Source organism: Amycolatopsis sp. NPDC059235, assembly GCF_042754125.1.
In the GTDB taxonomy this organism is placed as follows: domain Bacteria; phylum Actinomycetota; class Actinomycetes; order Mycobacteriales; family Pseudonocardiaceae; genus Amycolatopsis; species Amycolatopsis albidoflava.
On sequence record NZ_JBHZAG010000131.1, the window covers coordinates 1 to 18,740 of the forward strand.

At 67.6% G+C, this 18,740-nt stretch carries 17 protein-coding genes, 2 pseudogenes and 1 riboswitch; of the genes and pseudogenes, 12 read left to right on the plus strand and 7 right to left on the minus strand.

The features are described 5' to 3' along the window. The first annotated feature begins 451 nt into the window (after nt 1-451). The 5 genes and pseudogenes from ACFXI3_RS43715 (at nt 452) to ACFXI3_RS43735 (ending at nt 4,952) form a co-directional block, all read left to right on the plus strand. The gene (locus tag ACFXI3_RS43715; protein WP_344266683.1) at nt 452-1,558 is read left to right on the plus strand and encodes a PrsW family intramembrane metalloprotease; all 1,107 of its coding nucleotides are present in this window, start codon (nt 452-454) and stop codon (nt 1,556-1,558) included. A 247-nt stretch (nt 1,559-1,805) separates the two neighbouring features. Then, a pseudogene (locus ACFXI3_RS43720) lies at nt 1,806-2,720 on the plus strand (Rossmann-like and DUF2520 domain-containing protein); the annotation flags it as partial. Beyond that, nucleotides 2,717-3,625 carry a pantoate--beta-alanine ligase gene (panC, locus tag ACFXI3_RS43725; protein ID WP_344265505.1) on the plus strand — a complete coding sequence of 303 codons (909 nt, stop codon included), beginning with the start codon at nt 2,717-2,719 and terminating at the stop codon, nt 3,623-3,625. The pseudogene ACFXI3_RS43720 and the gene panC, both read left to right, overlap by 4 nt. Before the next feature lie 12 nt (nt 3,626-3,637). Then, on the plus strand, nt 3,638-4,132 hold the full coding sequence (panD, locus tag ACFXI3_RS43730; RefSeq protein ID WP_043827144.1) for an aspartate 1-decarboxylase: 495 nt from the start codon (nt 3,638-3,640) through the stop codon (nt 4,130-4,132). Nucleotides 4,133-4,178: 46 nt separating this feature from the next. Continuing rightward, on the plus strand, nt 4,179-4,952 hold the full coding sequence (locus tag ACFXI3_RS43735; protein WP_378407837.1) for a type III pantothenate kinase: 774 nt from the start codon (nt 4,179-4,181) through the stop codon (nt 4,950-4,952). Here the strand turns inward: ACFXI3_RS43735 and ACFXI3_RS43740 are convergent. After that, nucleotides 4,949-5,683 (minus strand): SDR family oxidoreductase, encoded by a 735-nt coding sequence (locus ACFXI3_RS43740; RefSeq protein WP_378407839.1) that lies wholly within the window; start codon nt 5,681-5,683, stop codon nt 4,949-4,951. The two genes, ACFXI3_RS43735 and ACFXI3_RS43740, sit on opposite strands and share 4 nt — an antisense overlap. An 87-nt stretch (nt 5,684-5,770) precedes the next feature. Between ACFXI3_RS43740 and ACFXI3_RS43745 the strand changes: the two genes are divergently transcribed. After that, a complete protein-coding gene (locus ACFXI3_RS43745; RefSeq protein ID WP_378407841.1) occupies nt 5,771-6,625 on the plus strand; it encodes a sigma-70 family RNA polymerase sigma factor in 855 nt (284 codons plus the stop codon). Between the two features lie 3 nt (nt 6,626-6,628). Here the strand turns inward: ACFXI3_RS43745 and ACFXI3_RS43750 are convergent, their stop codons facing one another. Both ACFXI3_RS43750 and ACFXI3_RS43755 read right to left on the minus strand, forming a co-directional pair. Further along, nucleotides 6,629-6,943 (minus strand): multidrug efflux SMR transporter, encoded by a 315-nt coding sequence (locus ACFXI3_RS43750; protein ID WP_067576886.1) that lies wholly within the window; start codon nt 6,941-6,943, stop codon nt 6,629-6,631. A 33-nt stretch (nt 6,944-6,976) separates the two neighbouring features. After that, nucleotides 6,977-7,039: riboswitch (guanidine-III (ykkC-III) riboswitch) on the minus strand. Between the two features lie 50 nt (nt 7,040-7,089). Further along, the gene (locus tag ACFXI3_RS43755) at nt 7,090-7,854 is read right to left on the minus strand and encodes a class I SAM-dependent methyltransferase (RefSeq protein ID WP_378407843.1); all 765 of its coding nucleotides are present in this window, start codon (nt 7,852-7,854) and stop codon (nt 7,090-7,092) included. Nucleotides 7,855-7,936: 82 nt separating this feature from the next. Between ACFXI3_RS43755 and lysS the strand changes: the two genes are divergently transcribed. Beyond that, nucleotides 7,937-9,445 carry a lysine--tRNA ligase gene (gene lysS / locus ACFXI3_RS43760; RefSeq protein ID WP_378407845.1) on the plus strand — a complete coding sequence of 503 codons (1,509 nt, stop codon included), beginning with the start codon at nt 7,937-7,939 and terminating at the stop codon, nt 9,443-9,445. 163 nt (nt 9,446-9,608) lie between these two features. Beyond that, complete coding sequence (locus ACFXI3_RS43765) at nt 9,609-9,962, plus strand: Lsr2 family protein (RefSeq protein WP_009084272.1); 354 nt, start codon at nt 9,609-9,611, stop codon at nt 9,960-9,962. A gap of 140 nt (nt 9,963-10,102) precedes the next feature. Here the strand turns inward: ACFXI3_RS43765 and ACFXI3_RS43770 are convergent, their stop codons facing one another. Beyond that, nucleotides 10,103-10,930: a helix-turn-helix domain-containing protein gene (locus tag ACFXI3_RS43770; protein WP_378407847.1), complete on the minus strand. Its 828-nt coding sequence runs from the start codon at nt 10,928-10,930 to the stop codon at nt 10,103-10,105. A 67-nt stretch (nt 10,931-10,997) separates the two neighbouring features. Between ACFXI3_RS43770 and ACFXI3_RS43775 the strand changes: the two genes are divergently transcribed. Beyond that, the gene (locus ACFXI3_RS43775) at nt 10,998-11,567 is read left to right on the plus strand and encodes a TIGR03086 family metal-binding protein (protein WP_378407849.1); all 570 of its coding nucleotides are present in this window, start codon (nt 10,998-11,000) and stop codon (nt 11,565-11,567) included. An 18-nt stretch (nt 11,568-11,585) separates the two neighbouring features. Here the strand turns inward: ACFXI3_RS43775 and ACFXI3_RS43780 are convergent, their stop codons facing one another. After that, on the minus strand, nt 11,586-12,401 hold the full coding sequence (locus ACFXI3_RS43780; protein ID WP_378407851.1) for a (2Fe-2S)-binding protein: 816 nt from the start codon (nt 12,399-12,401) through the stop codon (nt 11,586-11,588). A 368-nt stretch (nt 12,402-12,769) separates the two neighbouring features. Here ACFXI3_RS43780 and ACFXI3_RS43785 point away from each other — a divergent pair, with 368 nt between their 5' ends. Further along, nucleotides 12,770-15,319, plus strand: coding sequence for an ATP-dependent Clp protease ATP-binding subunit (locus tag ACFXI3_RS43785; protein WP_344265469.1), 2,550 nt, complete (start codon nt 12,770-12,772; stop codon nt 15,317-15,319). A 63-nt stretch (nt 15,320-15,382) separates the two neighbouring features. After that, a complete protein-coding gene (locus tag ACFXI3_RS43790; RefSeq protein WP_378407853.1) occupies nt 15,383-16,375 on the plus strand; it encodes a hypothetical protein in 993 nt (330 codons plus the stop codon). A 49-nt stretch (nt 16,376-16,424) separates the two neighbouring features. On the opposite strand, the gene ACFXI3_RS43795 is transcribed toward ACFXI3_RS43790, so the two are convergent. Both ACFXI3_RS43795 and ACFXI3_RS43800 read right to left on the minus strand, forming a co-directional pair. Next, the gene (locus tag ACFXI3_RS43795; RefSeq protein WP_378407855.1) at nt 16,425-16,724 is read right to left on the minus strand and encodes a hypothetical protein; all 300 of its coding nucleotides are present in this window, start codon (nt 16,722-16,724) and stop codon (nt 16,425-16,427) included. A gap of 55 nt (nt 16,725-16,779) precedes the next feature. Next, nucleotides 16,780-17,205 carry a helix-turn-helix domain-containing protein gene (locus ACFXI3_RS43800; RefSeq protein ID WP_378407857.1) on the minus strand — a complete coding sequence of 142 codons (426 nt, stop codon included), beginning with the start codon at nt 17,203-17,205 and terminating at the stop codon, nt 16,780-16,782. 133 nt (nt 17,206-17,338) lie between these two features. Between ACFXI3_RS43800 and ACFXI3_RS43805 the strand changes: the two are divergent. Next, nucleotides 17,339-18,616 (plus strand): annotated as a pseudogene (locus ACFXI3_RS43805) (Hsp70 family protein); the annotation flags it as partial. Nucleotides 18,617-18,740: the final 124 nt, after the last annotated feature.

Here is an 18,740-nt window from a genome sequence, read left to right on the forward strand (position 1 = left end):
AGGCGGGAAAGATGCCTTGACAAGCACCCGCCGTCCGCGTTTTTGGCTTCGTATCGGGGTGCGGGGGTGGTGTGGGTGCCTCGATGGTTGGGTGCATCGGTGCGGTTGGGTGCATCGGTGCGGTTGGGTGGGTGGTTGGGGCTTGCGCCCCAATGTGGCGTTGGGTGCATGTGACGCACCGAATGCCGCATTGGGAGCGCGACTCTGGCGGGTGGCGAGTGAGTCGTGAGGGGAACCCTGAGGGACTCTGAGTTCGTGAGGGTTCCCCTCACGGATGGCTGGTGGGGTCAGGGGGATGTGGGTCACAGCGGTATCCCGCGTAGGGCTGAACCACGTACGTCCAACCAGCATGGCTGGTGCGGCCTGCGTATGGTGACCGCTCGTGAACGGCACCCTTTCCGCCACGTCGCCGGGTTCTGCGTCCACGCCATCTCGTTCGCGGCATGTCACCGTGCTCCTTCCGGTGCTCGGGTTGATCGTCGTGGCGTTGTGCGGGCTTTTTCTTTTCGGGCTCGCCACTGCGCGCGTGGGGTGGCTGGCGGTCGCGATCGGCGTTGTCGCTGCGTTGCTCCCAGTCGGTGTAGTGGTCGCGGGGTTGCTGTGGGTTGATCGGTGGGAGCCTGAGCCGGCGAAGTTGCTCCTGATCGCTTTTGCTTGGGGCGCTTGCATTGCGACGGTTACCGCTCTGCTGATCAATACCGGGGCGGAGGCGTTCGGCGATCTGCTTCTGGGGGGCGGCAACGGCAGCAAGGTCAGTGCGCTCGTCTCCGCGCCGCTGGTCGAGGAGGCGGCGAAGGGCGTCTTCGTCCTGTTGATCTTCTGGCGGCGCAACGAGGAATTCGACGGGATCGTCGACGGCGTCGTCTACGCGGGGTTCGCGGCCGCTGGGTTTGCCTTCACCGAGAACATCTATTACTTCGGCCGCGCCTTCGCCGACCACGGCTTCGGCAACGGCACCAGCTCGGGTGTGCTCGCCGCTTTCCTCGTGCGGGGCGTGCTTTCGCCGTTCACGCATCCGCTGTTCACCGCTATGACCGGCATCGGGTTCGGCATCGCGGCGCGGTACGCGCAGCGGTGGGTGCGGATTCTCGCGCCGCTGGCCGGGTACCTCGCCGGCGTCTTCCTGCATGCGCTCTGGAACGCCGCCGCTACGCTGAATGGCGGAAAGTCCTTCCTCACGCTGTATTTCCTGGTCATTTTGCCCCTGCTGATCGCCGCGATCTACGTGATCGTGTTGCAGCGGCGCAGAGAACAGCGGATCGTCGCCGCCGCGTTGCCGAAGATGGCGGCTGCGCGGTGGATCGCGCCGTCGGAGATCGACTTGCTTGCCAGTCTCTCCGGGCGGCGGGAATGGCGGAAGCAGGCGCGCAAGCAATCCGGGCGGGCGGCGGCTCGGGCCGTGGGGCGGTATCAGGCGAGCGTGACGGAGCTCGCATTCCTTCGGCGTACGCGGTTGCGCACTGAGCAGGACCGGCAGCGGCAGGAAGAGTTGCTGCAGGCACTGCGGGACGCCCGCGCGGACGCGGTGCGATTGGCGAACAATCGCGACAGTCGGTGAACATTCCCCGTTCGGGGTAGCTCTACCGTGCCAAAAGTGGCGTTCCACCGGGGGATTCGGGCTCTCGACGACCGGCAGAAGCCGACTGCCAATAAGGTACGGGCGCGATTGGCCGCCCCGGGTGAAGCTGGTCACCCGGGCACCTTGATCCGGCCGGGGCGGGGCTACTCTCGCGCCGTCGTCTGGTACCCGCGACGAAAGAGCGGGACTGGAACGAACATGAGGAGTTTCGAGCCATGAGCGTCCACAGGCGCACGCCATGAACCGACCGGCCCGCCTTGCCGTGGGCGTCGTTTCCGCCGGCCGCGTGGGCAGTGTCCTCGGTGCGGCATTGGCCAGGGCGGGCCACACCGTCGTCGCCGCGTCGGGGCTGTCCGCCGCTTCGCTGAACCGCGCGGAGCGGCTGCTGCCCGATGTCCCGTTGCTGCCGCCCGACGAGGTCGTGCGGAGAGCCGATCTCGTCCTGCTCGCGTTGCCGGACGACGCGCTCGCCGGCACCGTCCGTGGTCTGGTCGCTACGAATTCGATCCGCGCGGGCCAGATCGTGGTGCACACCTCGGGTGCGCACGGCATCGACGTGCTGGCCCCGGCCGCGGAAGCCGGTGCGCTGCCGCTCGCGCTGCATCCGGTGCTCACCTTCACCGGCCGCGAGGAAGACCTCGAACGTCTTGTCTCGGCGAGCATCGGCGTCACCGCGGCGCCCGACGACGACGCGGCGTGGAACGTCGGCGAGGCGCTCGCGGTCGAGATGGGCGCCGAGCCAGTGCGGGTTCCCGAATCCGCGCGGGCGCTGTATCACGCGGCGCTGGCGCACGGCGCGAATCACCTGATGACACTGGTCGCCGACTGCACCGAAACCCTGCGCGACGCCGGAATCGGGCATCCGGAACGACTCGTCGCACCGCTGCTTTCGGCGGCATTGGACAATGTCTTGCGCCACGGGGACCGCGCCCTCACCGGACCGGTCCCGCGTGGTGATCTCGGCACCGTCCGCAAGCACCTCGACGTGCTCGCGGACCGGGCGCCGCAGATCGCCCCGGCCTACCGGGCGCTGGCCCGGCGCACCGCCGAACGGTCCCGCGCCGCCGGCCTGCTCGATCCCGCGGCCGCGGGCGAACTGACCGATCTTCTCGCCGACCCCGCTGAAGGACAGACCCCGTGACGACACCGAAATTCCAGCGCGGAACGCTCAACACGTTCCAGCCACCGGAGCACATCAGCAAGGTGAGCCAGGCGCTGCGCAGCGTCGGCCGGAAGGTCGCGCTCGTGCCTACCATGGGCGCGCTGCACGACGGGCACCGCGAACTGCTGCGCCGTGCGAAGCGGCTGCCGAACACTGTCGTCGCCGCCTCGATCTTCGTGAACCCGTTGCAGTTCGGCGAGGGCGAGGACTTCGAGGCGTACCCGCGGCAGCTTGAGGCCGACCTGGCGACGTTGTCCGAAGCAGGGGTCGAACTGGCCTTCACGCCGAAGGCCTCGGACATGTTCGACGAGAACGCGGCGGTCACCCTGAATCCCGGACCGCTCGGCGACGAACTCGAGGGCGCGGCCCGGCCGGGGCATTTCTCCGGGATGCTCACGATCGTCGCGAAGCTGCTCAACGTGGTCCGCCCGGACTACGCGTTCTTCGGGGAGAAGGACTACCAGCAGCTGGTGCTGATCAAGCGGATGGTGGCGGACCTGAACATCGGCACCCGGATCATCGGGGTGCCGACAGTCCGGGAGCGGGACGGCCTCGCGCTGTCCTCGCGCAACGTCTACCTGACGCCGGAACAACGGGAAGACGCCGTGGTGCTGTCGTCCGCTCTGTCGGCCGGGGCGCACGTCGGGCGGGACGGGGCGGAGGCCGTGCTGGACATGGCGCGGAAGACGCTCGCGGCCCGTCCCCAGGTGGAAGTGGACTACCTGGAATTGAGGGGAACCGATCTGGGACCGGCGCCCGTCGACGGAGAGGCGCGGTTGCTGGTCGCCGCCCGGGTGGGGAGTACCCGGCTGATCGACAACGCGGGAGTGCTGCTCGGAAAAGCCGTGGAACATCCGAGCGGGGATCCGGACGCAGGGGAATAGGGAGAGTCTGCGATGTATCGCACGATGCTGAAATCGAAGATCCACCGGGCCACGGTGACCCAGGCCGACCTGCACTACGTGGGTTCGGTGACGGTCGACGAGGACCTGATGGAGGCCGCCGATCTGCTCGAGGGCGAGCAGGTGTCCATTGTGGACGTCACGAACGGCGCGCGGCTGGAAACCTACGTCATCACCGGTGAGCGCGGCAGCGGCGTGCTCGGCATCAACGGAGCCGCCGCGCACTTGGTGCACCCGGGCGACCTCGTGATCCTGATCGCCTACGGGCAGATGGACGACGCCGAGGCGCGCGCGTACCGGCCGCGAGTGATCTTTGTGGACGATTACAACCGGATCGTCGAGCGCGGGGACGACCCGGCGCACGCACCGGACGGATCGGGTCTGCTGAGCGGCACGGTCACGCTGCCCGAAGAGGACACGATGACCTTCCCGGTGGCCGAAACCGCGGACGCGCGCCGTCTCGACGCGTTGCTGCACGCCGAAAACTGACCTGTCGCGGATGCCTCGTGCGCGAGCCGCAGTAAGGAAGACCTCGTTGCTGCTCACTGTCGACGTCGGCAACACCAACATCGTGCTCGGCCTTTACGAGGGCACCGAGCTGGTCGGTGACTGGCGGATGCGCACCGACGCGCGGATGACCGCGGACGAACTCGCGCTCACCGTGCGCGGACTGCTCGGCCCGCACGCCGACGCGGTCACCGGAATCAGCGCACTGTCCACAGTGCCCGCGGTGCTGCGCGAATTGCGGGTGATGCTCGGCCGCTATTACGCGCGGGTGCCGAAGGTCGTGGTCGAACCCGGCGTGCGCACCGGGGTCGCGCTGCTGGTGGACAATCCGAAGGAAGTCGGCGCGGACCGGCTGGTGAACACCCTTGCCGCGCACCATTTGCACGCCACCGCGTGCGTGGTGGTCGATTTCGGAACGTCTACGAATGTCGACGCGATCTCGGCCCGGGGCGAATTCCTCGGCGGGGCGTTCGCCCCGGGCATCGAGATCTCGGTGGACGCGCTCGCCGCCCGCGCGGCCGCGCTGCGCAAGGTGGAACTCGTCCCGCCGCGTTCGGTGATCGGCAAGAACACCGTGGAATGCCTGCAGTCCGGCATTCTGTACGGTTTCGCCGGCCAGGTCGACGGGCTCGTCCGGCGGATCGTGCGGGAATTGCAGGCCGACAGCTCGGATCCGGTCACCGTGATCGCCACCGGCGGGCTCGCCCCGTTGGTGCTGGGCGAATCCGAGACGATCAAGGAGCACGTGCCGGACCTGACGCTGCTCGGCCTGCGGCTGGTGTACGAACGGAATGTGCGTTAGCTGACCTGCTCGGCGAGGTAATCCTCGAAAGTGCGGGTGCCGGTGTCCGCGTCGAGGTTGAGATTGCCGTCCGCGCGATAGACCTTTCCCGCCGCACCGGGAACGCGCATCGGCATTTTCAGCCGTCGCCGCCCGCGAGCCTGCAAATACTTGTCGACCAGCTCGCCCATGCCGTACACCTTGGGCCCGGCCAGATCCCGTACCCGCCCGGCCGGTGCGCCGAGCGCCAGCCGCGCGATCCGCTCGGCCACTTCCCGGACGTCGACCGGCTGGAAATTGACCCCGGGCACCGGCACGATCGGCAGTTTCGCCATTGCCTGCACGGCGTTGAGGCAGAAGCCGTGGAACTGGGCCGCGCGGAGGATGGTCGAGGGCACTTCCGACGCGGCGACGAGTTTTTCGGCTTCGTGCTTGCGACGGAAATAGCCCAGCGGCACCGCGTCGGCGGCGATCACCGAAATGAAAACCAGGTGGCCGACTCCGGCGCGTTCGGCGGCCCGGACGAGATTCGCCGTCGCCACGTCGTCGCCCTTCGGGCCGCCTGCCAGGTGCACGACCACGTCGGCGCCGTCGATCGCGGGGGCAAGGCCCTCGCCGGTCATGAGGTCGCAGGCGAACCGGTCGGGGCCGTTCGCCTTCCGGCTGAGAATGCGCACCTTCGCGTCGCCGAGCGCGGGAACGACCAGCTTGCCGAGGGTTCCGGTGCCGCCGGTGACCAAGATCGTCGTCATGACAATTCCTTCCGGGTAAAGTGCCGCTGGGTCGGGCACTGGGGGTGTCCTACTGGGATGAACCCGCCCGTGAAGGAGATGTGACAGGTGGACGGCAAAGACCTGCTCGCGGCCCAATTCGAGGAGCAGCGGCCGCGGCTTCGCGGGGTCGCCTACCGCATGCTCGGCTCGCTCAGCGAAGCTGACGACGCCGTGCAAGAAGCCTGGCTGCGCGCGGACGGCGCGGACATTTCCGAAGTGCAGAATCTGCCCGCCTGGCTCACCACAGTGGTGGCGCGGGTGTGCCTGAACCTGTTGCGCACGCGCGAACGCCGCCGGGAAGACTCGCTGGACGCGTTCCCGCTCGACCGCGGAGACGACGGCGCGGACCTGGCCGAAGAAGCCCAGTTGGCCGATTCCGTCGGGCTGGCGATGCTGGTAGTCCTCGACGTCCTCGGCCCGGCCGAGCGGATCGCGTTCGTGCTGCACGACATGTTCGCCGTGCCCTTCGAGGACATCGCGCAGATCCTCGATCGCAGTCCGGCGGCGGTCCGGCAGCTGGCCAGCCGGGCCCGGCGCCGGGTGCGTGGCGGAGAAGCCGGGCCAGCCGATGCGAGCAAGCGGCGCGGGGCGGTCGAGGCGTATCTGGCCGCAGCTCGCGAGGGAGACTTCGCCGGACTGTTGAAAGTGCTCGACCCAGACGTCGTGCTGCACTCGGACACCGGCGCGGCGCCGGTGGTGCTGCGCGGTGTCCGAGCGGTCAGCAAGGGCGCGCTGCTCGCTTCGGAAGTCGCGCGCAGCACGCAGGTCGCTTTGGTCGACGGCGGTCCCGGTCTGGTGCTCGCCCCGCGCGGCCGGCTCGCCGTGGTCCTCAAGTTCGTTTTCGACGGCGACCTGATTACCGGGATCGACGTGATTTCCGAGCCGGAGCGGCTGCGCGGGCTGGAGATCGCTCTCGGATGAAGATCAGTGGAACAGTTTCAGCCCGACGACCCCGGCGACAATCAGCACGAGGCAGGTGATCCGGCCGACGGTGAGCGGGTCGTTCATCGCGACGATCCCGTACACCGCGGTCCCCACCGCGCCGATGCCGACCCACACCGCATAGCCGGTGCCGAGCGGAATTTCGCGCAAGGAATACGCGAGACCGGACATGCTGAGCAGCAGTGCGCCGCCGAACAGCACGCTCGGCCAGAGCTTGCTGAAGCCTTTCGAGGCGCCGAGCGCCGCGGCCCACACGGTTTCGAGAAATCCGGAAACGACAAGAACGAGCCAGGCCATGATCAAGAACCTTTCGCAGTGACGGATGCGTGCACTGCGCCGTCTTGTCCTCACCGGGTACGACGCGCTCGTCCGGGGCGGGAACACCGCCACTTCCGAAATTAGCACCAACCGGACGCGCCGAGGTGGTGATTTCGGTCGCCGCCTCAGCTCCGGCGAGCCCGCAGAACCGTGGTGACCAGCGGGTAATCGAATTCACCCGTTCCGGCTTCTGGAACAGTTTCCAGGTACGCCCTGGCTTCCGCGAGCAGCCGGTCGCGCTCGTCGGTGGACGCGATCAGCAGATGCGAATGCGTGGCCACGGTCGCCACCAGCGAGTCGATCGAGCGCCGGTGCGCATGGGCGAACCTGTCCTGTTCGAACGGGCCGAAGCCGTCCGCGCGCAGCGTTTGCCCGGAGTCGGCGAACCCCCGGTTGGCGTCGGTCCGGATCAGCCGGGCGAATTCACGCACCCACGGCACGGATTCGTCTTCGTGATTCCACAGCGCCACCACGGCCCCGCCCGGCCGCAGCACCCGGCGGATCTGCGCGAACGCCGCGGCTAAATCGAACCAGTGCAGCGCCTGGCCGACGAACACCGCGTCCACCGATTCGTCCGGCAGCGGGATGTCCTCGGCCTTGCCCAGCAGCGCGGGAACGTCCGGAAGCCGCCGGGACAGTTCGGCGAGCATGCCCGGATCCGGTTCCACCGCGGTCACCGAACGGCCGAGATCGACCAGTCCTTCGGTGAGTTTTCCGGTGCCCGCCGCGAGGTCCAGCACGTCGCGGACCGGCCGGTTCGCTCCGGACATACCCCATTCGAGTGCCGCTCGCGGATAGTCCGGCCGGTGCCGGGCATAGGCGCTCGCCTGGTCCCCGAACGAAGAAGCCCGCCGGGCGTGCAGTTCCGCATCAGTGCCGGGATCGCTCACGAGTAACCACCCTAATACCGTGAGTGCTCCGTAAGGGGAATCCGGTTGACGCGGTTCACCAGCGGCTTCGTACGCTATGGCCATGACCGAATTCCCCGCGTCCGACGCACTGCCCGATGACGACCTGCCCGAACAGATGCGGGTGCGCCGGGACAAGCGCGACCGGATAATCGCGGAGGGCGCCGATCCTTACCCGGTAGAGGTTCCGCGTACGCACACTCTCGCGCAGATCCGTGCCGAACATTCCGGTCTCGAAGCCGACACCAGCACCGGTGAGTCGGTCGGCGTCACCGGTCGCGTCATGTTTCTCCGCAATACGGGCAAACTGTGTTTCGCCACTCTTCGTGAGGGCGACGGCACGGAACTGCAGGCGATGCTGAGCCTCGCGCAGGTCGGGCCCGAGTCGCTCGCCTCGTGGAAGTCCGATGTCGATCTCGGCGACCACGTATTCGTGCACGGCGAGGTGATCACCTCGAAGCGCGGCGAGCTTTCGGTGCTGGCCGACAGCTGGCAGATCGCGGCGAAGTCGCTGCGCCCGCTGCCGGTGGCGTTCAAGGAGCTGGCCGAGGAAACGCGAATCCGCCAGCGTTATGTCGATCTGATTATGCGGCCGAAGGCGCGCGACGTGGTGCGCACGCGCGCCGGCGTGATGCGTTCGCTGCGGGAGTCGTTCCACCGCCGGGGATTCACCGAGGTCGAGACGCCGATGCTGCAGACGCTGCACGGCGGCGCCGCGGCCCGGCCGTTCGTGACGCATTCCAATGCCTTCGACCTCGAGCTGTTCCTGCGCATCGCGCCGGAGCTGTACCTCAAGCGCTGTGTGGTCGGCGGGATCGAGAAGGTTTTCGAGATCAACCGGAACTTCCGCAACGAGGGCAGCGACTCCTCGCACTCGCCGGAGTTCGCGATGCTCGAGTACTACGAGGCGTACGCCACTTACGACACGAATGCCGTGATGACCCGCGAACTCATCCAGGAGGCCGCGGAGAACGTGCTCGGCACCCAGGTCGTCACTCTCGCCGACGGAACCGAGTACGACCTTTCCGGCGAATGGACGACACTCGGCATGTACGAGTCGCTCTCGGAAGCGCTCGGCGAGGAAGTGACGCCGGATACTCCCGCCGAAGCACTGCACAAGATCGCCGCGGCGCGCGAGATCGAGGTGGATCCCAAGCTAGCGCACGGCAAACTCGTCGAAGAACTGTGGGAACATCTCGTCGGCGACGGACTTGACGCGCCCACATTTGTCCGGGATTTCCCGCTCGAGACCTCTCCGCTCACGCGGCAGCACCGCAGCCGCGAGGGCGTGGCCGAGAAGTGGGACCTGTACGTGCGCGGTTTCGAACTCGCGACCGGATACTCCGAGCTGGTGGATCCGGTGGTGGAACGGCAGCGGCTCACCGAACAGGCGCGGCTCGGGGCCGCCGGGGATAGCGAGGCGATGCGTCTCGACGAGGATTTCCTGCGCGCGCTCGAGTACGGAATGCCGCCGAGCGGCGGGGTCGGAATGGGGATCGACCGGCTGCTCATGGCACTGACCGGGCTCGGTATCCGGGAGACGATCCTCTTCCCGCTCGTGCGGCCTGAATAGGACACCGTTCGCCGCACCGGTCGAGATTTCCTCAATGCGGATTTGCCTACGGCCGGGCAAGCGGGTATTAATATGGGTGTCAAAGACTTCTGTAGCTCGGGGCTTGCCCCGAAACCAGATCATGTAGCCAGATCATTCGGGTAAGCCCCGCAGGAGGAATCAGATGGCACAGAAGGTGCTTGTCTCTCTGGTCGACGACCTCGACGGCAGTGAGGCGGAAGAGACCGTTGAGTTCGGTTTGGACGGTGTGAGCTACCAGATCGACCTGTCGGGCGAAAACGCCGAGGAGTTGCGGGACGCGCTGGCGCAGTATGTCGAGCACGCCCGCCGTGCCGGCGGCCGCAAGCGCGCGCCGCTGCGTCCGGTCGCCGGCGGCAAGTCCCCGGCCCGCCCGGCCGCGGTCGACCGCGAGCAGAACCAGGCGATTCGCGCGTGGGCCCGCAAGAACGGTTTCCAGGTTTCCGACCGCGGGCGCATCCCGTCGGAGGTCGTCGAGGCTTACCACAAGAAGAACTGACCGGGCATTTCCGGAACTCGCGGATGCGGTCCTCCGGTTAGCGAACCGGGAGAACGCACCGCGGCGGAGACGGGGGTCTTCGCACTCAGCACGCCAAACGGCCGTCGGGAACATTCCCGGCGGCCGTTTGGCGTTCGGTATTAGTTTCCCGGCTTTGCGCCGTCCGGCGTGCACGAGATCAGCCGCCGGGCGGAACGGGCGTACTCCGCGGGAGGGGCTCCGGTCACGGTACGGAAATCGCGGATGAAGTGAGGTTGGTCGCTATAGCCCAGCCGAGTCGCCAGATCCGCGTAATCCGGAGCGGCCGGAGCAGCCAGTAACCGGGCGGCTTCGTTGAGGCGGTAAATCCGGATCGCCCACTTCGGCGTTGTTCCGACGTGCTCGGCGAACAACCGCTGCACTGCCCGGACCGACAGCCCGAGTGCCGCCGCCAGTTCCGCGACCCTGGTGATCTCGGGATCCGCGGCGATTGTTTCCACCGCCTCGGCGGCCACCCGAGTCGCTCGGGGAATGGGACGACGGCGTGCGATCAGCAAGTTGTCGATTGCAGTGATCATTTCCTCGTCCGTTTCCGCATTCCGGACGGCCTTTTCGGCGACCGCGGCTCCGGGCCCGAAGATCGCGGCCACGTCCTCCGCGCGATCGGCGAGGGTGCGCACCGGGGCGTCCAGGAGCGGGCGGAAACAGCCGGGCCGGATCCTGGCCCCGATCCCGTGCACGCGTCCGCTGAGCCGATGCGTGAAAAGCTGGTGCGCCGGACCGTAAACGCCGCACGCGCCGGGGAAGAACGTCACGTGCACCGACAGATTCGGAAGCACGTGCTGTTCGTGGGGTTCGGTCAGATCCCAGCGCAGTATCCAGTGGTGTTCCACGAAATCGCGCAGTTCCGGGCCGGGCGGATGCCGGGTGAGAGTGAACTTGGTGCGAGCCGTGCGCTCGTTCAGGATGCCACTCGGGATCCGCCGCATGGCTGAAACGCTAGTGCGTCGCGTAATTTCAAGACGGCCGCCGCGCCAGCGTGGTTGGCTCGGGCGCATGTCGAATCACTCCGGACTGCTTGCCCCGGCCGCCGCCGAACTGCGGCGCGTCGCGGCTGCCGCCCCGTCGCTGACCGCGCCCACCGCCTGCGCGGATTACGACGTTCGCGGCCTTCTCAACCACCTTTTCTACTGGGGGCCGTGGCTTGCCGCCGCTATCCGGCACGAGTCCTACGAACCGCCCGCGCCGAGCGAAGCCGAAGCCTCGCTCGTCGGCGACGACTGGCGGAAGGCTCTGGAAGCCTTGACCGACGACGTGATCGCGGCGCTCACTCCGCCGGAGGCGTGGACCGGCACCATCACCTTCGGCGGATCCGAACTGCCCGCCGCGGTCGTCGGCGACATGGTGCTCGGCGAATTCGTCCTGCACGCCTGGGATCTCACGCGGGCGAGCGGCGTCGAGCTGAACTGTTCGGACGAGGCCGCCGAAGCGGTTCTCGCGTTCGCGGCCGCAATGGGCGAGAAGGCCCGCGCCGGCGGCGTCTTCGGCCCGGAAGTCGCGGTGCCGGAAACCGCGCCGGTGCTGCACCGGGCGCTGGGCGCGACCGGCCGGGAGCCGTACGCCTGATTTTTCACTCGATGGAGATCAACGAGGGCAGATTCGCGGACAGCTTTCGCACTCCGCTTCGCCGGGCAGCAGATAAGAGAAGCAACAGCTCTCCCGACGGCGTTCCCAAGCCCTGCGCCCGTCGTCGTTGATCGCCATGCGCAAGGTGGACGCCGAGGTCAACGGGCGGTACTGCGCGTCGAGCACCAGTGCGGCGTCCGCGACGCCGGCACCTTCGGCCTCGGCTGTCCCGCCTTGTTTGCCGACTCGCCACAGCGCGCCGTCCAGCGCGTCTGTGGCGGCCGCCCAGAGCGTGCGGCGGCCGAGCCGGGTGCCAGGGGCGTAGGCGCGGACGAAGCGGGCAGCGTGGCCGACGAACTGCGCGCGCAGCACCGCTGCCAGCGCTCGTTCGTCGCGCACGACAGTGGCCTCGGAGCGGACGCTGCCCGGGTCTGTCGGCAGGCAGTAGAAAGCGTCGCTGAGGACCGCCATGCCCTCGGGATGCGGCCGGTCGGGGCCGAGGCCGAATGCGAGCTGCTCCGGCTTCAGCGACGGCACGCGACGCTCGTGGTGCAGCAGCAGCGCGCCCACGTACGCGGGGACGTACAGGTACCAGGACATGACGTAGCTGGCCGCTGTCCGCGCTGGCGCCGCGCCGTGCTGGTCGAGGAGCCAGTCGCTCAGCCGGGATCGCCACTCGGCGAACAGCGCGGGCTGTTCCAGGAGGTCAGCGCAGCGGAACCAGCCCTCGGGGACGTCGCGGCGCAGGTCGTGCCGGGCGTTGGCGCGCAGCAGGGAGGACGCGAGCCCGTCGCCGATCTCGCGGGCTTCGTCGCGCGAGCGCTGCGGGTTCACCCGGTCGACCCCCGTCCCGTAGTTGATTAGGCGTGCCTAACCTTACATAGGGAGCGGGATTGCGCCAATCGGGTGGCCACAGGGTGAGACCACCCGGACGCGCGGGGGTGTTCGCGCTGAGCGGACAGGGGCGCCCGGGCGGAATCCTGATCCGGTCCCGTACGTTCGAGAGGGAGTAAAGGTGCAGCGCAACCGGATGAACAGCGGTGACCGACCGGGTCGCCGTCCGGATGCGAAAGGGCCGCCGGAAGCCGTAGTGGTACGCAAGCGCGACCGCTTGGCTACTAGAGTGGTCTCACGGTGCTGTCCGCCGTGGACGCGATCCACGGAGGTTACGGGCCGCCGACGCAGCAGTCGAGGGAGTGCGCATGTTTGAGAGGTTCACCGACCGCGCGAGGCGGGTGGTCGTCCTGGCCCAAGAAGAGGCCCGGATGCTCAACCACAACTACATCGGCACCGAGCACATCCTCCTGGGTCTGATCCACGAGGGTGAGGGTGTCGCCGCCAAGGCGCTGGAGTCGCTGGGCATCGCCCTCGAGGGCGTGCGCCAGCAGGTCGAGGAGATCATCGGCCAGGGCCAGCAGGCGCCGAGCGGGCACATCCCGTTCACGCCGCGGGCGAAGAAGGTGCTGGAGCTGTCGCTGCGCGAGGCGCTGCAGCTCGGCCACAACTACATCGGCACGGAGCACATCCTGCTCGGCCTGATCCGCGAGGGCGAGGGCGTCGCCGCCCAGGTGCTCGTGAAGCTGGGCGCGGACCTCAACCGGGTCCGCCAGCAGGTGCTGCAGCTCCTGTCGGGCTACCAGACCGGCGAGAAGTCCACCGAGAGCGGCTCCGGCCGCGGCGAGGGCACGCCGTCCTCCTCGCTGGTGCTCGACCAGTTCGGCCGCAACATGACCGTGCTCGCCCGCGAGGGCAAGCTCGACCCGGTCATCGGGCGCGGCAAGGAGATCGAGCGGGTCATGCAGGTGCTGTCCCGCCGGACCAAGAACAACCCGGTGCTCATCGGCGAGCCGGGCGTCGGCAAGACCGCCGTCGTCGAGGGGCTTGCCCAGAGCATCGTCAAGGGCGAGGTGCCCGAGACGCTCAAGGACAAGCAGCTCTACACCCTCGACCTGGGCTCGCTGGTCGCGGGCTCGCGCTACCGCGGTGACTTCGAAGAGCGCCTGAAGAAGGTGCTCAAGGAGATCAAGACCCGCGGCGACATCATCCTGTTCATCGACGAGCTGCACACGCTCGTCGGCGCGGGCGCGGCCGAGGGCGCGATCGACGCGGCGTCGATCCTGAAGCCGATGCTGGCCCGCGGCGAACTGCAGACGATCGGCGCGACCACGCTCGAGGAGTACCGCAAGTACATCGAGAAGGACGCCGCGCTGGAGCGCCGCTTCCAGCCGATCCAGGTGGGCGAGCCGTCGCTCGAGCACACGATCGAGATCCTGAAGGGCCTGCGCGACCGGTACGAGGCGCACCACCGCGTCTCGATCACCGACTCGGCGCTGGTCGCGGCCGCGACGCTGGCCGACCGCTACATCAACGACCGGTTCCTGCCGGACAAGGCGATCGACCTGATCGACGAGGCCGGGGCCCGGATGCGCATCCGCCGGATGACCGCGCCGCCGGACCTGCGCGAGTTCGACGAGAAGATCGCCGACGTCCGCCGGGACAAGGAGTCCGCGATCGACGCGCAGGACTTCGAGCGGGCCGCGCGCCTGCGCGACGAGGAGAAGCAGCTCCTCGGCCAGAAGGGCGAGCGCGAGAAGCAGTGGAAGGACGGCGACCTCGACGTCGTCGCCGAGGTGGACGACGAGCAGATCGCGGAGGTGCTGGCCAACTGGACCGGCATCCCGGTGTTCAAGCTCACCGAGGAGGAGACCACCCGGCTGCTGCGCATGGAGGACGAGCTCCACAAGCGCATCATCGGCCAGGAGGACGCGGTCAAGGCCGTCTCCCAGGCGATCCGCCGTACGCGTGCGGGTCTGAAGGACCCGAAGCGCCCGTCCGGTTCGTTCATCTTCGCCGGCCCGTCCGGTGTCGGTAAGACGGAGCTGTCGAAGGCGCTGGCGGCGTTCCTGTTCGGCGAGGACGACGCGCTCATCCAGATCGACATGGGCGAGTTCCACGACCGCTACACCGCTTCGCGGCTCTTCGGCGCCCCTCCGGGCTACGTCGGCTACGAAGAGGGCGGGCAGCTGACCGAGAAGGTGCGGCGCAAGCCGTTCTCGGTGGTGCTTTTCGACGAGATCGAGAAGGCGCACCAGGAGATCTACAACACCCTCCTGCAGGTGCTCGAAGACGGCCGCCTCACCGACGGCCAGGGCCGTACGGTCGACTTCAAGAACACCGTGCTGATCTTCACCTCGAACCTGGGCACCTCGGACATTTCCAAGTCCGTGAGCCTCGGCTTCTCCTCCGGAGCGGATTCGACGAACCGCTACGAGAAGATGAAGCAGAAGGTCAACGAGGAAATGAAGAAGCATTTCCGCCCGGAGTTCCTGAACCGGATCGACGACATCATCGTCTTCCACCAGCTCAACCAGGAACAGATCATCCAGATGGTGGATCTGATGATCGGCCGGGTCGAGACGCAGCTCAAGGCCAAGGACATGGAGATCGAGCTCACCGAAAAGGCGAAGGCGCTGCTGGCCAAGCGCGGCTTCGACCCGGTGCTCGGCGCCCGGCCGCTGCGTCGCACGATCCAGCGCGAGATCGAGGACCAGCTGTCGGAGAAGATCCTCTTCGGCGAGGTCGAAGCGGGTCAGATCATCGTGGTCGACGTCGAGGGCTGGAGCGGCAACCCGGAGGATCGCGACGACGAGGCGCACTTCACCTTCCGCGGTGAGAAGCGTCCGTCCTCGGTCCCCGACGCTCCGCCGGTGAGCATCGGCGCCGCGGAAAACGGCGAGTCCGAGAACGAGTGACGTAACTAGGTAAAAGGGCGGCTCCCAGCTTGGGGAGCCGCCCTTTTCTCTATGGTCGTTGTCATGGGGTCTTCTTCTTCGAGAATCTCGCGGCATGCCGCGGCGAGCACCGCGCTTTCGCTGCTGAGCGACCGCCAGCTCACCGAGCGGCTGGAGTCCGCCGAGGTGCTGTCCGAGGGCATCGGCGGCACCGGCGCCCGGCTGGACGTCGAGGGGGTGCCGGTCTTCGCGAAGCGGGTGCCGCTCACCGCGCTGGAGCGGCAGCATCCGCATTCCACCGCCAATCTGTATGGCCTGCCTGCCTTTTGCCACTACGGGCTGGGCTCGCCGGAGGGCTCGGCTTGGCGGGAGCTGGCGCTGCACGTGATGGCCACCGGCTGGGTCCTTAGTGGACAGTGCGAGAACTTCCCTTTGCTGCACCATTGGCGAGTGCTGCCGGTTCTCTCGGGCCGGGTGCCGGATCGCTCGCTGGAGGAGGACGTCGAATACTGGGGCGGTTCTGCTGCGGTTCGCCGACGGCTCACGGAGCTGCGGGATTCCTCGTCGAGCGTTGTGCTGTTCTGCGAGTATTTCCCGACTAACTTGCACCGTTGGCTGCCAGGTCATTTGGATCAGGCTGAGCGTGTTGCGTCGCAGGTCGGCGAGACGCTCTCCTTCCTGCGTGCGCAGGGTGTTCTGCACTTCGACAACCACTTCGAGAATTTCCTGACCGATGGCGATCGGTTCGCGCTGACCGATTTCGGCCTGGCGTTCGCGCGGCGGTTTGACCTGACTGAGTCGGAGCTGGCGTTCGCCGAGCTGAATGCGGAGCACGACCGGGCTTATGGGTCGATGTGTTTGGTGAACTGGCTGGTTACCGAGGTGTGCGGGACTTGGGACCGGGCGAGCCGCCTGGCCGCGGTGCGCCATGCGGCTGCTGGGGACCTGGAGTTGCCTTCGCCGATCGCTGAGGTGGTGGCGAGTCATGCGGCGGTGGCGGTGGAGATGAACGACTTCTATACGCGGCTTCAGGAGGACCGGGAGACGCGTTTTCCGGCGGAGGTTTTCGCGGGGTAGCTCGCGTTACTGGTCGAACGCGATCTCGCGGCAGCGCTCGGCGATTCGCTCAGCGAAGGCGGGACAGTCGGATTTCACTAGCGCGCCGGCGAAGTCCAGGTGTGCGCGACCACTCCCGGAGAAGTACCGGATTTGCCTGCGCAGCGTGGCGCGGACGAGCCTCGGCGAGGACGGTTCCGGTAAGCCCGGGATTGCGGCGACGGATGCTCTGGATGGTCTCGGCAAGAATGTCTTCGGTGTAGAAAACGTGGAACATGCTTGCGTTTCCCGTGTCCTTCAGCAGAAGCAGCCAGTCCCGTAGTGTTCTGGCGTGCAGGACGTTGGCATCGGGAAGCACACGAGTGGGCATCGCACCACGATACGAGGACTAAAGTTCCGCGGTGCGGCCTCCTGTTCGATTCTGACTATTCGATGCCGAGCCGGTCTTCGATCGCGAGCAATTCGTTCAACGCGTCTCGTTGTTTGCGCAGTCGTTCCCGGCGGAAGGCGAGGACGTCGTCGCGGCGGAGTTTTGTGTGGCTGCCGGTTCGGGTGCTGGGCAGGTCGCCGGCGCGGACGTGTTTCATCAGCGTGGTCCGGGAGAATCCGAGCAACTCCGCTGCCACCGTTGTGGTGATGATCTCCGGCATCGCGCCGACGGTCACCGTTCCGCCTTCGGCGACGATGGCGATGATCTGGCGCAGCAGTTCGCGGATCTCGCCGCCCAGTTCGACGCCGTCCAGCGTGACCTGGCCGTCTGCTTCGGCGATCAGTTCCGCGGCGGCGTGGGCCTCTTGTTGTGCTCGCGGGGTCGCGAACAGCGACTCTCGTGCGGTCGGGGTCGGCGTCATGGTCTCTCCGCTTCACGGCTGTTGACGTACTCAAGTGTGCCTCAGTGTCACTTACCTTGGCAAGTAGGTTTCAGTTATATCTGTCACGCATGCCCGTGAGACGATGCCGTGGGGATTTGGGGAGGGGAACTGCGTGGACGTCCTGTCGATCGACTTCGGTACTTCCAGCACGGTTGGCGTCTTGGCGGCCTTTGGGCGCGGCCCGCGGGCTATTGAGGTCGACGGGTCGGTCACCATGTCTTCCGCGGTTTACGCGGAGGAGGACGGGCTGCTCGTCGTCGGGCAGGACGCGGAGCGGCGGGCTCGGCTGGATCCCAGCCGGTTCGAGCCGAATCCCAAGCGGCGGATTGACGACGGGGAGTTGCTGCTTGGCGATCGGGCGGTGCCGGTGGTCGACGCCTTCGCGGCGGTCCTGAGGCGGATGGGCGAGGAGGCCGAGCGGCAGCTTTCCGGGGTTCCGGACGAGGTGCGGGTGTCGCATCCGGCCGGGTGGGGCGCGCGGCGGCAGCAGACTCTCCGGGCGGCGGCGGGGAAAGCCGGGTTCGGGCAGGTGCGGCTGGTGCCGGAACCGGTCGCGGCGGCGGCGCATTACGCGACCTTGCGCGAGCAAGGGGCTCCCAGCGGGCCGATCGCGGTGTACGACCTCGGGGCGGGCACCTTCGACTGTGCGGTCGTCGGCGCGGGTACCGCGGTTTTGGCTGAGGACGGGTTGCCGGACCTCGGCAGCCTGGACATCGACCAGGCCTTGCTGGTCCATATTGGACGGTCGGTGTCGCACGCGGATCCGGCGCAGTGGCAACGGCTTCTCCGTCCGCAGACGACCAGTGACCGACGGTTGCGGCGGGTGTTGCTCCAAGACGTCCGTGACGCCAAGGAAAGTCTTTCCCGGCACTCGCACACCGAGGTGCCGATGCCGGATCCGTTCGGCGACGTCCTCGTCACTCGTGCCGAGTTGGAAGCGCTGGTGCGGCCGAATCTGTTGCGCAGCGCGGAGATGCTCGCGGCGACGATCGCGCGGGCCGGGCTTTCTCCGGATCGGCTCGGTGGCGTCTATCTGGTCGGCGGGCCCAGCCGGATGCCGTTGCTGGCCTCGTTGGTCGGGTCGACGCTTGGCGTCGTGCCGACTACTGAGGACCAGCCGGAGACGGCGGTCGCGTTCGGGTTGCATCACGTGCCGGTGGACGAACGGCCGGCGGCACCAATGCAAGCGGCACCGCGGGCACCGGCATCCTGGCCGCCTGTCCAGCAACAGCCTGTTCAGCAACAGCCAGGCCCGGTACATCGGCAGCCGGTCCCCATGCCACCCCCAGCCGGATGGCCGCGGCAACCGAAGAAGAAGTCTCGCAGACCCTTCGTAATCGGTGCCATCGCCTTGGCCGTGCTGGTCGTCGCCGGGATTGTGACCGCCGTCGGGGCCCCGCCGGGCGCCGACAAAAAAACGCCACGCCCCCCGAACCAAACAACTGTAGCTTATAAAAAAAAGAAGCAGCCGACGATAGGGTGGGTGTTTATCTAGGTGGTGGCCGGATCAATAA